The sequence below is a fragment of the Streptomyces sp. NPDC051555 genome, from assembly GCF_044454405.1.
Lineage (GTDB): Bacteria > Actinomycetota > Actinomycetes > Streptomycetales > Streptomycetaceae > Streptomyces.
On sequence record NZ_JBITDP010000028.1, the window covers coordinates 104753 to 117641 of the forward strand.

The window sequence follows — 12889 nt, forward strand, 5'->3', positions numbered from 1 at the left end:
TGATTCCATGCCCGGGCCTGCGGGCGGGGGTTGCCCAGGTGCATACGGGTGCCCCCGGTGACGAACGAGCATCACCGGGGGCACCTCGAAGGACCGTCAGCCGCCGAGCGCTCCACCCGCTCCACCAGGCGATTCCTCCGAGCTGGAGGCACCGTCGGGGTTCACGTGAATGACGCCGTAGTCGTATGCGTGACGTCGGTAGACAACACTGGGCAACTTCGTTTCGGAGTCGACGAACAGATAGAAGTCGTGGCCGACCAGTTCCATTTCGTACAGAGCCTGGTCGAGCGACATGGGCGAGGCCGAGTGCGTCTTCTCGCGCACGATCAGCGGGCCTTCGCCCTGTACTTCGAGCGATCCGATCCGAGTGGTCGGAACCGCGTCCGCCTTCTCCTCGGTGACCGGCTCGCCGTTCCCGTTCAGCTGCGCGACGCCCGGTACGACATCGGCGACCTCGGCCGCCGAGAGTCGACCGCTGCCGCGGCGGTTGTGGCGCTTGTCGTGCTGCTTGCGCAGTCGGGCCTCGAGCTTGTCCTGGGCCAGGTCCAGCGCCGCGTAGGGGTCTGCGGCGGCCGCCTCGGCGCGGATCACGGGACCCCGCGAGCGAAGGGTGATCTCCACGCGGTCGGAACGGTCGGCCTGACGCGGGTTGTGTTCCTTGGACACCTCGACGTCCAAGCTGATCACCTTGGCGTCGAGCCTCTGGATCCGCTCCGGATTCAGCTTCTCGGCCACGTGCTTGCGGAACCGCTCGGGCACTTCGGTCTTGCGGCCCTTGACGACGATGTCCACGCAGAACTCCGTTCCCGGATAGCTCCGCCTCAGCGGCGAAGCGTCTCCCTTTTGCACCAGGCCCCGATGTTCACCGGAGCCTCGGACTTGGCGACTTTCACCTCCTCCTCCCCCATCGGCAAGATCACCACCCCACCGACGTCGGAGTCGAGGGGCACGCCTGCCCGATGCGGAGAAGCTCCGAAGCGCGAGTTCCTCTTCAACCGAACATATCCCTGTTCGCCGGTTGACGGCACCCGCTACCGGAACGTACCTCCGTTCAGGTGGCCATTCCCTCGTACTACCTGCAACGATGCGCCTTCCCACTCAGTTCCAAATCTATTCACCGATTTTTTGCTCTGTTCGAGTCGAAAGACCCCACCGGGGCGGCCACCACGGCCGCGCGCAGCCCCGCGGGACACCCGCCGACCGCGCGCAGCGCGCGGGCCGCCTCCGCGAGGGTGGCTCCGGTGGTGATCAGGTCGTCCACCAGCACGATCCGTGCCCCCTCCAGCAGCCGCGCGCCGCCGGGCCGCACCTCCAGGGCCCCGGCCAGGTTCTCCCGCCGCTGCCGGGCCCCCAGGCCCGCCTGGTCCGCCACCGGCCGCCGCTGGCGCAGTACGGGCGCCACGCGCGCCGGGATCCCGCCCCGGCGCAGTCGGGCCGAAGCGGCCAGCGCGATCCTGCGCGCCGGATCGTGCCCGCGCGCCCGCACCTGCCACCGGGAGGAGGGCGCCGGCACCAGGACCAGGCCCGCCCGGTCCCCGTCCCCACCACCCGACCGGACGGCCGCGGCCAGCGCCCCGCCGAGCACCCCGGCCAGCTGGAGCGCCCCGCGCTCCTTGTGCGCGAGCAGCACCGCCCGTACGCCGTCCGCGTACCCGGCGCCGGCGTGCACCACGGGCAGTCCCGGCGGCCCCGGACGCGGCCGCACGACCCCCGCCCCGGCCCCGCTCAGCCCTTCCCGACACCCCGCGCACACCACCTCGCGCGCCACCCCGCACCCCGCACACCGCGCGGGCAGGACGAGCCCCGCGACCTCCCCCCACCACCCCATCCCGCCACCATCGCGCACCCCCGGCCCACCCCGCACCCCCTGTGGACAACCCGGCCGACCTCAGCCCGGGTACACCGGGCCCTTCCCCCCGGCCGCCGCCGTGCGCCACTGCGCCCCCGGTGGCAGCCACACGATGCCGTCCTCCTCGGAGCGCCCGACCACCGGCTTCTTCTCGTCCTCCGACGCCGCGACCTCCGTCAGCCCGGTCGCCCCCGGCAGGCTCGCCGCGACCATCGACCCGTCGGCCAGCACGTAGCGCGCCTGCACCACCCCGCCGTTCTCGCGCCCGATGACCAACAACCGCCCGCGCGGGGCCCAGCTCATCGCCGTCACGCTCGCCATCTGCGGCGCCGCCGGCCGCAGTTCGCGCACGGAGACGGTCGCCGCGTCCGCCTTGTCCTCGGGCCGTTCGATCCGGCCGATGTACAGGTTCTTGCGGCCGTCCTTCGTCACCAGCAGCGCGATCCGGACCCCGTCGGAGGACACCCGCAGCTGGCTGATCTGCCCGTTGTCGAGCCCCGCGACATCCACCCGCGCGGGCGTCCCGGTCCCGCCCGGCACCCGGTACAGCCCCGGGTTCTGCGGGTCCTGGTCCGCGATCCACAGGTCACCGCGCGCGTCCCAGCTCGGGGCGGTCAGCTTGTTCGCCTTGCTGGTCAGCAACGCCGCCGGCATCGGTCCGGCCGTGGTCAGCGAGACGACGTGCAGGGCGTGCCCGTCCTCGGAGACGACCGCGGCGCGCCGCTCGTCGTAGGTGACGGCCGCCGAGCCCACCCGGAACGCGGTACCGGCCCCCGCGGTGGACAGCGGGCCCGGCACCGGTTCGGCCGGATCCTGCTGGTCCTCCTTCTCGACCGCCAGGCTCATCCGGACCAGTCGGCGGTCCTTGTCCACGTAGTACTGGAAGCGCGACGACGGCACCCGGTTGGCGATGGTGGACGCCGCGCCCTCGGTCACCGCGCACAGCGACGAGCCGTCGGAGCGCAGCAGTTCGACCCGGTCGAGCCGGGAGGTCGTCATGTCCCGCACGGTGTAGAAGAGTTGGGTCGCCATCTTCTGGCACTGCGGGTGCGCGACGTTGTCCGCCTTCTCGTTGAGCGGCACCCGCAGCGTGTTCTGGCCGTCGTACGAGAGGGACTTGGTGCCTTCGCGCAGTTCCGTGCCGGTGGGGAAGTTGGAGGCGACGACCGGGCCGAGCCACTTGGAGGGGCCGGCCAGCAGGGACCGTACAGTCTGGGTCATCGGGTCCATGCGCGTGTCCGGATCGGTGCGCTGGCGCACGTACACCGGGTCGGCGACGAGCGTCCCGTCCGCGAAGTAGTACTTGTTGACGGGCCGGAAGATCCGCTGGAAGTCGGACTCGCTGAGGACCAGGCCCCCGGGCGGCGCGGCGATCCGCCACTGCTTGTTCTTGTCCTGGACGAGCTGGATGAACTCCTCGTAGCGCCCGCCACCGGCGTCCGGCTGGTACGCGCTGCGCTCGTCCACCGTCGCGAGGCGCTTGCCGGTGACCTTGAACCGGGGCCCCTCGGGGTCCTTCTCGCCCTGGACCGAGATGCGCGTGATGCCACCGGAGAGCACGGTGGTGGCCGAGCTGGGCTTCCAGCTCTTCGCCGCGTCCTCCGTGAGGTACTTGCGGGCGGTCTCCAGCTGCGGGTCGTCGCTGGTCATCGCTTCGAGGAAGCCGTCGACGATCTCGGGCGGGGTGGCCTTGTCCGAGGGCGGTACGCCGAACACCCGCACCTGCGAGTCGACGCCCTGGGACGCCTGCACCTCGGTGATCTCACCGTGGTCGGGCATGGAGGCGCAGCCCGACGCCAGCAGCGCGCCGCACAGGGCGCTGCCGAGGGCGACCGTCAGCCGCCGCGCGCCCCGGTCGTCGCGGGCGGGGGGTGTCGTGGGATCGGGCTCAGCGTCCACCGGTTACGTCCTCCTGCGCGTGATCCACAGCTCCACCATCCGTACCGGCCACCCCACCGGCCCCGGCAGCGCCACCGGCCCCGGCGCTGCCGCCCGCGCCCCCGCCGCCCGGCTCCGGGCTGCGGGACACCACCCGCGCCCCGGACCCCGGCAGCGCCGTCGGGTCCGCGGGTACGGGCACCGCCCCGGCGACCGCCGAGCGCGGCGGGATCGGCGACCGGTCCGTCGGGGGCGGCTGCGCGGCGTCCGCACCGGCGAGCCGTCCCTCGGCCGCGGCCCGCGCCCGGTTCCCGCGCGAGTCCTCCGGCTCCAGGGGGATCGGGGAGCCGCGCAGCGGTTCGTCCGCGGTCCGCGGCAGCGTGAGGCGGAACTGGGAGCCACCGCCCGGTTCGCCCCAGGCCTGGAGCCAGCCGCCGTGCAGCCGGGCGTCCTCCACCGCGATGGACAGGCCGAGGCCGGTCCCGCCGGTGGTACGGGCGCGCGCCGGGTCGGCGCGCCAGAAGCGGTTGAAGACCCGGGTGGCCTCGCCCGGCTTGAGGCCCACCCCGTAGTCCCGTACGGCCACGGCCACGGCCCCGCCCGCGGAGGCGAGCCGGACCACCACGTCGCGGCCCTCGCCGTGCTCGACGGCGTTGACGACGAGGTTGCGCAGCACCCGCTCCACCCGCCGTGCGTCGGCCTCGGCGATGACGGGCTGGGAGTCCCCGAGCACCCGCACCCGGCTGCCCTTGCGCTCGGACAGCGGCTCGGCGGCGTCGATGACCCGGTGGACGACGTCGCGCAGATCGATCGGCTCCGCCTCCAGCGCGGCGGCGCCCGCGTCGAACCGGCTGATCTCCAGCAGGTCCGCGAGGAGCGACTCGAAGCGGTCGAGCTGGCCCGCGAGCAGTTCCGCGGCGCGCGCGGTGATCGGATCGAAGTCGACCCGGGCGTCGTGGATGACGTCGGCGGCCATCCGGACGGTGGTCAGCGGGGTGCGCAGCTCGTGGGAGACGTCGGAGACGAAGCGGCGCTGCATCCGGGACAGCTCTTCCAGCTGCTGGATCTTGTGCGAGAGGTTCTGGGCCATCTTGTTGAAGGCTTCGCCCAATCGGGCGATGTCGTCCTCGCCGGTGACCTTCATCCGTTCCTGGAGCCGGCCGGCCGAGAGCCGCTCGGCGATGCCGGCCGCCATCCGGACCGGCGTGACCACCTGGCGCACGACGAACCACGCGATGGCGCCGAGCAGCACGACCACGAACAGCCCGGCCGTGGCGATGGTCGTCTTGACCAGGTTCAGGGACTCCTGCTCCTGGGTGAGCGGGAAGAGGTAGTACAGGTCGTAGGGCTCGCCGTTGATGTCGGTGAGCCGCTTGCCGATGACCAGCGCCGCCTCGGAGTCGGTGCCCGGCGTGCTGTAGCGGATGCTGGAGAAGGTCAGGAAGGTGCCGGTCGCGTGGTTGACGGCCTTGCGCAGCGACAGCGGGACGCTGGCGGTCGGGTCCACGTCTCCGGAAGCGCGCGCTCCGCGCACCCCGGGCCCCAGCTCACCGGTTCCGGCGCCGAGCGCGACCACCTCGAAGGCGGTCTGGCCGCCACTGGCCAGCTGCTTGACCAGGGAACTCATCCAGGTGCTGGCGTCCCGGCCGACCTTGGTGTCGACCGCGGTGGGATCCGGCCCGTCGGTCGTGGAGGGCGCGTTGGCCTTCTCCTGTGCGACCGCGAAGCCGCCCGCCGCCTGGCTCTGGGCAGCCTCTTCCTTGGCGTCGAGCAGCCCCTTGCTGACCTGGGCGATCACGACGAAGCCGAGGCTGAGGACCACGGCCAGCGACATGAGCAGGGTGCCGGCGACCACCCTGAGCTGGAGGTTGCGCCGCCAGAGGCGGACAGCCGGGAGCAGCGGCCTGCGTACGAGCCGTACGAACAGCCGCAGCACGGGACCGCCGGCCGCCCCGTCAGTCATCTGACGGAGCTGCCGACCGCCCCGCAGGGCCCCCCGACGGGGGCCGCGGAGCGGCTTGCCGGGCTTCATGTCAGCTCGGTCCGGCCTTGTAGCCGACGCCACGTACGGTCACCACGATCTCCGGGCGCTCCGGGTCCTTCTCGACCTTGGAGCGCAGTCGCTGAACATGCACGTTGACCAGGCGGGTGTCCGCCGCGTGCCGGTAGCCCCAGACCTGCTCCAGCAGCACCTCACGGGTGAAGACCTGCCAGGGCTTGCGGGCGAGGGCGACCAGCAGGTCGAATTCGAGCGGGGTCAGCGCGATGGAGCCGCCGTCCCGCTTCACGGAGTGCCCGGCCACGTCGATGACCAGGTCACCGATGGTGAGCTGCTCGGGCGCGGGCTCCTCCGAGCGGCGCAGGCGGGCCCGGATGCGGGCCACCAGCTCCTTGGGTTTGAACGGCTTGACCATGTAGTCGTCGGCGCCGGACTCCAGCCCCACGACCACATCGACCGTGTCGCTCTTCGCTGTGAGCATCACGATCGGCACGCCTGATTCGGCGCGGATCAGCCGACAGACCTCTATGCCGTCCCGTCCGGGCAGCATGAGGTCCAGCAGTACCAGGTCAGGCTTGGCCTCCCGGAAAGCAGCAAGTGCCTTGTCGCCGTCCGCTACGAACGACGGCTCAAAACCTTCTCCACGCAGCACAATGCCGAGCATCTCGGCCAGCGCGGTGTCGTCGTCGACGACAAGGACGCGTCCCTTCATGGTTGACATCATCCCATTAGCTAATCGTTACCTGGCGGTGAGCTGTCCCACAGCCAAAAGGGCTGGAAATCGCCCCTCTGACCTGCGTCGTGATCCAGTCGTCCAGTCTGCCTCGGATCCGGACGACAATTGAAGGTGCGGGCCACCCCGATATCCGGGGGGAGGGAGCCGGTCCGTCCGGAGTTCCCACGTGACACGATGGCAGCGATCCAGCGCCACCGGCAGCGCGGTACACGTGAAGGAGCGACGATGAACGACTCTCCGGGCTGGGCTACGCCCGGACCCTCTCCGTCCGAAGGTGAGCGCAACGGCGCTCCCGACGCGAACGGTACGGGGGCGCAGCCGCCATCCTCACCACCTTCACCCCAGAACCCGGCCCCGAACGAGCAGCCCGGACAGCCCGCGCAGCCCCCGGCCGACTCCAAATGGTCCGCCCAGCAGCCGCCGCCCGGCCAGTGGTCCAGCCCCGGCGCGCCCCCGGCCGCCGGCGCCCCCTCCGCGCCCTCCGACGGCGCCCCCCAGCAGCCGCAGCCCGGCGCCGGCTGGGGCTCGTACGGCGGTGGCCAGGGCGGCCAGTACGGCGCCCCCCACGGCGGCGGTGGCCAGTACGGCTACCCCGGCGTTCCCGGCGGCTGGGGCAAGCCCCCGGCGGCCAAGCCCGGCGTGATCCCGCTGCGGCCCCTGGGCCTCGGCGAGATCCTCGACGGCGCGGTCACCACCATGCGCACCCACTGGCGCTCGGTGCTGTCCGTCACCGCCGTCGTCGCCGTGATCATCCAGCTCGCCACCGTGGTCTTCCAGCGCTACGCGCTGGACCGCCTCACGGCCGACCCGGACACCATCGCCGGACCCCGCGAGGTCCTCGACGCCATGGGCGGCAGCCTCACCCTCTCGATGGTGACCATCTTCATCCAGGTCATCGGCGGGATCCTCGCCACCGCCCTGCTCACCATGATCTTCAGCCGGGCGGTGCTCGGTCAGTCCTCCACGGTCGCCGGCGCCTGGGGCGACGCGCGCCCCCAGCTGCTGCGCCTCGCCGGGCTGACGCTCCTGCTGACCGTCGCCTCCGCCGTCCTGCTCCTCGTCCTGATGCTCCCGGGCATCTTCGCGGACAGCGCCGCCCTCACCGTCCTCGGCGGGCTCGGCGGCCTCGTGCTGCTGGCCTGGCTGTGGGTCCGCTTCAGCCTGGCCTCGCCCGCGCTGATGCTGGAGAAGGCGACCGTCATGAAGTCGCTGGCCCGCTCGGCCAAGCTGGTCCAGGGCGCCTGGTGGCGGATCTTCGGGATCTCGATCCTGACCGGCCTCATCGTCGGCGTCATCTCGATGATCATCGCCGTGCCGTTCACCGTCCTCGCCATCGTCTTCGGCGGCGGATTCGACGCCATGATCGCCGGTGACACCCCTGACAGCTGGGCGTACCTGCTGATCTCGGCGATCGGTGGGGTCATCGCCATGGCCATCACCATGCCGATGCAGTCCGGCGTCACCGTCCTGCTCTACATCGACCAGCGCATCCGGCGCGAGGCCCTCGACCTGGAACTGGCCCGCGCGGCCGGCGTCGAGAACTACGGCGCCAACGGCACCCCGCACCCCGGCGCCGGCGGCTGATGCGGTGATCACCACGGGGGGACCGATCACGCGCACCACGGCAGCCCTGCTGCCGCAGACCGACGAAGTACCGCCGCTGACGACTCCGCGCGACGCGGCCCGCGAAGCCGCCGAACGCGAGCTGTCCAAGCCGCTCTACCACCAGAACGACCCGAGCCCGATCCAGCGGGCCATCGACCGCCTCTGGGAGTGGCTCGGCGACCTCATGAACTCCGCGTCCGACGCCACACCCGGCGGCCTGGTGGGGATCCTCGTGATCGTCGTCGTGGTCGCCCTGCTCATCGGCGCCCTGTGGTGGCGGCTCGGCTCCCCCCGCCGGGCCGCCACCAGCACCGGGCTCCTCTTCGACGAGGGCGTCCGCAGCGCCGCCGACCACCGCACGAGCGCCGAGGCCCACGCCGCCGCCGGACACTGGACCGAGGCCGTCCAGGAACGCATGCGCGCCGTCGTGCGCTCCCTGGAGGAGCGCACCCTGCTCGACCCGCGCCCCGGCCGCACCGCCGACGAGGCCGCCGCCGAAGCGGCGCGCTCCCTCCCCGCCCACGGCGCGGAACTGCACGCCGCCGCCCGGACGTTCGACGACGTGACCTACGGCGGTCGCCCCGCCGACTCCGGTACGTACGCCCGCCTGCGCGACCTCGACCTCGCCCTGGAACGCGCCAAGCCCGTCCTGACCACCGCGGGAGGACCGGCCGCATGAGCACCGCCCCGCCCCCCGCACCGGCCACCCCGGCCGCCCGCGCCGCCACCTCCACCGCCATGAGCCCCACCAGGATCTGGCGCCGGGCCCGCGGCTTCCTCATCGTCGTCGCCGCCCTGCTCGTCGCCGGCATAGCCCTGGCCTCCCTGCACTCCGGCAGCCACCACGGCCAGTTCGACCCGCGCTCCGCCGACCCCACCGGCAGCCGGGCCCTCGCCGAGCTCCTGAAGCAGCGCGGCGTCACCACCCGCGTCGTGACCACCACCGCCGAAGCCACCGCGGCCGCCGGCCCCGGCACCACCCTCCTGGTCACCGAACCCGACCTGCTCGGCGAGGAACGCCGCGCGGTCCTGCGCACCGCGATGGACCTCTCCGGCGGCCGTACGGTCCTGCTCGCGCCCACCGGCCGCGCCGTGGCCGGGCTCACCCCCGGCGTCCGCGTCAAGGGCACCGCCCACGACACGAACCTCGCCCCCGGGTGCACCCTGCCCGCGGCCACCGCGGCCGGGCGCGCCTCGACCGGCGACGGCCTGCGCTACACCACCGACCTCCCGCTCGCGCAGTCCTGCTACCCCAGCGGCGCCACCGCCACCGTGCTCCGGCTCCCCGGAGCGGGCGGCGCGGACACCGTCGTCCTCGGCTCCGGGCTGATCCTCCAGAACGAGACCCTGGCCGACGAGGGCAACGCGGCCCTCGCCCTGCAACTCCTCGGCTCCCGGCCGAACCTCGTCTGGTTCATCCCCTCGCCCGCCGACAGCGCCGACGGCGTGCGGGAGCAGGACAAGAGCTTCTTCGACCTCGTCCCCGCCGGCTGGGGCTGGGCCCTGCTCCAACTCACCGTCGCCGCCGTGCTCGCCGCGCTCTGGCGGGCCCGGCGTCTCGGCCCGCTGGTCACCGAGCGGCTCCCGGTCGTCGTCCGCGCCTCCGAGGCCACCGAAGGCCGCGCCCGCCTCTACCGCAAGGCCGCGGCCCGCGACCGGGCCGCCACCGTGCTGCGGGAAGCCACCCGTGAGCGCCTGGCCGCGCTGGTCGGCGTACCGCCCGCGCACGCCCAGGACCCCGCCGCCCTGCTGCCCGCGGTCGCCGACCGGCTGACCGACGCCGAAGGCGACCTCCCCGGGCTGCTCTTCGGCCCCGCTCCCTCCGACGACGCGGCACTCGTCGCGCTCGTCGATCACCTCGACGCCCTCGAAAGAGAGGTCCGTACCTCATGACGGCCACGCCCGCCGACGCCTACCAGGCCGCTCCCGCCCACCCCGACGCGGACCGCGCACGCGCCTCCCTCGAAGCGCTGCGCACCGAGATCGGCAAGGCCGTCGTCGGCCAGGACGCCGCCGTCACCGGCCTCGTCGTCGCCCTGCTGTGCCGCGGCCACGTCCTGCTCGAAGGCGTCCCCGGCGTCGCCAAGACCCTGCTGGTCCGCGCCCTGGCCGCCTCCCTCGACATCGGCACCAAGCGCGTCCAGTTCACCCCCGACCTGATGCCGAGCGACATCACCGGCTCGCTGGTCTACGACGCCCGCTCCGCCGAGTTCTCCTTCCAGGAGGGCCCGGTCTTCACCAACCTCCTCCTCGCGGACGAGATCAACCGGACGCCCCCCAAGACCCAGGCGTCCCTGCTCGAAGCGATGGAGGAGCGCCAGGTCACCGTCGACGGCACGCCGCGCCCGCTCCCCGACCCCTTCCTCGTCGCCGCGACGCAGAACCCCGTCGAGTACGAGGGCACCTACCCGCTGCCCGAGGCCCAGCTCGACCGCTTCCTGCTCAAGCTCACCGTGCCGCTGCCCTCCCGCACGGACGAGATCGCCGTCCTGTCCCGGCACGCCGCCGGCTTCGACCCCCGCGACCTCGACGCCGCCGGAGTGCGCCCCGTCGCCGGCCCCGCCGACCTCGAAGCCGCCCGCCGCGCCGTCGCCGCCACCACGGTCTCCCCCGAGATCGCCGGTTACGTCGTCGACATCTGCCGCGCCACCCGCGAATCGCCGTCGCTCACCCTCGGTGTCTCCCCCCGCGGCGCCACCGCCCTGCTCTCCACCGCCCGCGCCTGGGCCTGGCTGACCGGCCGCGACTACGTCACCCCCGACGACGTCAAGGCCCTCGCCCTGCCCACGCTGCGCCACCGCGTCCAGCTGCGCCCCGAGGCCGAGATGGAAGGCGTCACCGCGGACGCGGTCATCACCGCGATCCTCTCCCACGTCCCCGTCCCGCGCTGATGGCCCTCACCGGACGCGCCGCCCTGGTCGCGGCCCTCGGCGCGCTCCCCGTCGGCCTGCTCGAACCGAGCTGGACGGGGATCCTCGCCGTCAACGGACCCCTGGCCCTGGCCTGCGCCGTCGACTACGCCCTCGCCGCGCCGGTGCGCACCCTGCGGCTCGCCCGCTCCGGCGACACCGCGGTGCGCCTGGGCGAGGGCGCCGAGGTCCACCTCAGCGTCACCAACCCGGGCGGCCGGATCCTGCGCGCCCGCATCCGCGACGCGTGGCCCCCGAGCAGCTGGGTCCCGGACGCCGAGGCGGCCGCCTCGCGGCACGCCCTGACCGTCCCCGCGGGCGAACGCCGCCGGGTCACCACCCGGCTGCGGCCCTCCCGCCGCGGGGACCGCCGCGCCGACCGCGTCACCGTCCGCTCGTACGGCCCGCTCGGGCTGATGGCCCGCCAGGGCACCCACGTCGTCCCCTGGACGGTCCGCGTCCTGCCCCCCTTCACCAGCCGCAAGCACCTGCCGTCCCGGCTCGCCCGGCTGCGCGAACTCGACGGCCGCACCAGCGTGCTGACGCGCGGTGAGGGAACCGAGTTCGACAGCCTGCGGGACTACGTGCCCGGCGACGACACCCGCTCCATCGACTGGCGGGCCACCGCCCGGCAGAACAAGGTCGCCGTCCGCACCTGGCGTCCCGAACGCGACCGGCACATCCTGATCTGCCTCGACACGGGCCGTACGTCGGCCGGCCGCGTCGGCGACGCCCCGCGCCTGGACTCCGCCATGGACGCGGCCCTGCTGCTGGCGGCCCTGGCCACCCGCGCGGGCGACCGCGTGGACCTGCTGGCCCACGACCGGCGCACCCGCGCCCAGGTCCAGGGCCGCCCGCCCGGCGACGTCATGCCCGCCTTCGTCAACGCGATGGCCCCGCTGGAGCCCGAACTCGTCGAGACGGACTCGCGCGGCCTGGTCTCCAGCATCCTGCGCGGCGCCCCGCGCCGCTCCCTGGTCGTGCTGCTGACCAGCCTGGACGCCGCTCCGATCGAGGAGGGCCTGCTCCCGCTGCTGCCCACCCTCACCCAGCGGCACACCGTCCTGCTCGCCTCCGTCGCGGATCCGCACATCGCCCGGATGGCCACCGCCCGCGGCACGGTCGACGCGGTCTACGAGGCCGCCGCGGGCACCCAGACCCGCGCCCAGCGCCGCCGCACCGCCGACCAGCTCTCCCGGCACGGCGTCCATGTCGTCGACGCCACCCCCGACACCCTGGCCCCGGCCCTCGCCGACGCCTACCTCGCCCTGAAGGCCGCGGGCCGCCTCTAGCGGGTGTCCCGCTGGATAGGCTGGCGGGGCACCCACCGGGAGGACACGTGGCCGACCTCACCCCCGAGCAGGTGCGCCGCATGCACGATTTCGCGGAGCAGCTCGCGGAGCTGGCCGAACAGCAGGAAGACAGCTGGAAGGTGCAGACCACCGACGGTCAGATCTTCCTCACCATGGTGAGCCGCACGGCTCCGCACGGGCTCAACGTGGTCCGGCTGCGCCGCCAGATCGAGGCCCAGACACCTGAGGTCGTCGCGCTCAACGACACCAACATGGGCGATCCGGTGACCGGCCTCACCAAGGTCCCCGACCTCATGGTCATCGCGGAAGAGGACACCGACGACACCCCGAAGGTGGTCAACCACAGCGACCGCTCGGAGGGCCCCGACGGCATCCGCTACCGCAAGAAGGTTCCGTACGCCTTCGGGGACACCGTCACCGCCGGCCGCTGGACCCTCGACACGAGCAGCCTCAAGAGCTACCCCACCGATTGGTAGGGCGCGGCGGCCGCATTCCTCGCGGCACGGGTCCGGAACGCAGAAAAGCCCCGCACCATAAGGTGCGGGGCTTTCCCGGAAAAATTGTTCGGCGGCGTCCTACTCTCCCACAGGGTCCCCCCTG

Annotated in this window: 11 protein-coding genes; 6 read left to right on the plus strand and 5 right to left on the minus strand. The window is 73.3% G+C overall.

All coding sequences use genetic code 11. The features are described 5' to 3' along the window. Positions 1-96: 96 nt before the first annotated feature. The 5 genes from hpf to mtrA form a co-directional block, all read right to left on the minus strand. Positions 97-792 (minus strand): ribosome hibernation-promoting factor, HPF/YfiA family, encoded by a 696-nt coding sequence (hpf, locus tag ACIBEA_RS37315; RefSeq protein WP_399267650.1) that lies wholly within the window; start codon positions 790-792, stop codon positions 97-99. Between the two features lie 322 nt (positions 793-1114). After that, the gene (locus tag ACIBEA_RS37320) at positions 1115-1828 is read right to left on the minus strand and encodes a ComF family protein (RefSeq protein ID WP_399267651.1); all 714 of its coding nucleotides are present in this window, start codon (positions 1826-1828) and stop codon (positions 1115-1117) included. 60 nt (positions 1829-1888) lie between these two features. After that, on the minus strand, positions 1889-3748 hold the full coding sequence (locus tag ACIBEA_RS37325; protein ID WP_399267652.1) for an LpqB family beta-propeller domain-containing protein: 1860 nt from the start codon (positions 3746-3748) through the stop codon (positions 1889-1891). Continuing rightward, complete coding sequence (mtrB, locus tag ACIBEA_RS37330; RefSeq protein ID WP_399267653.1) at positions 3738-5690, minus strand: MtrAB system histidine kinase MtrB; 1953 nt, start codon at positions 5688-5690, stop codon at positions 3738-3740. The genes ACIBEA_RS37325 and mtrB overlap by 11 nt, the downstream gene beginning before the upstream one ends. Positions 5691-5760: 70 nt before the next feature. After that, the gene (gene mtrA, locus ACIBEA_RS37335) at positions 5761-6450 is read right to left on the minus strand and encodes a two-component system response regulator MtrA (protein ID WP_354383973.1); all 690 of its coding nucleotides are present in this window, start codon (positions 6448-6450) and stop codon (positions 5761-5763) included. Between the two features lie 237 nt (positions 6451-6687). Here mtrA and ACIBEA_RS37340 point away from each other — a divergent pair, with 237 nt between their 5' ends. The 6 genes from ACIBEA_RS37340 to ACIBEA_RS37365 are packed head-to-tail and all read left to right on the plus strand — an operon-like array spanning position 6688 to position 12765. Next, positions 6688-8046 (plus strand): hypothetical protein, encoded by a 1359-nt coding sequence (locus ACIBEA_RS37340; protein WP_399267654.1) that lies wholly within the window; start codon positions 6688-6690, stop codon positions 8044-8046. A 4-nt stretch (positions 8047-8050) separates the two neighbouring features. After that, positions 8051-8746 (plus strand): DUF4129 domain-containing protein, encoded by a 696-nt coding sequence (locus ACIBEA_RS37345; protein WP_399267655.1) that lies wholly within the window; start codon positions 8051-8053, stop codon positions 8744-8746. Next, positions 8743-9960 carry a DUF4350 domain-containing protein gene (locus ACIBEA_RS37350; protein WP_399267656.1) on the plus strand — a complete coding sequence of 406 codons (1218 nt, stop codon included), beginning with the start codon at positions 8743-8745 and terminating at the stop codon, positions 9958-9960. The genes ACIBEA_RS37345 and ACIBEA_RS37350 overlap by 4 nt, the downstream gene beginning before the upstream one ends. Beyond that, positions 9957-10958, plus strand: a complete 1002-nt coding sequence (locus ACIBEA_RS37355; RefSeq protein WP_399267657.1) for an AAA family ATPase — start codon at positions 9957-9959, stop codon at positions 10956-10958. Before ACIBEA_RS37350 ends, ACIBEA_RS37355 begins: the two co-directional genes overlap by 4 nt. Then, entirely contained in the window at positions 10958-12268 is a 1311-nt protein-coding gene (locus tag ACIBEA_RS37360) for a DUF58 domain-containing protein (protein ID WP_399267658.1), read from the plus strand. The genes ACIBEA_RS37355 and ACIBEA_RS37360 overlap by 1 nt, the downstream gene beginning before the upstream one ends. A gap of 47 nt (positions 12269-12315) precedes the next feature. Then, entirely contained in the window at positions 12316-12765 is a 450-nt protein-coding gene (locus tag ACIBEA_RS37365) for a hypothetical protein (RefSeq protein WP_399267659.1), read from the plus strand. Positions 12766-12889: the final 124 nt, after the last annotated feature.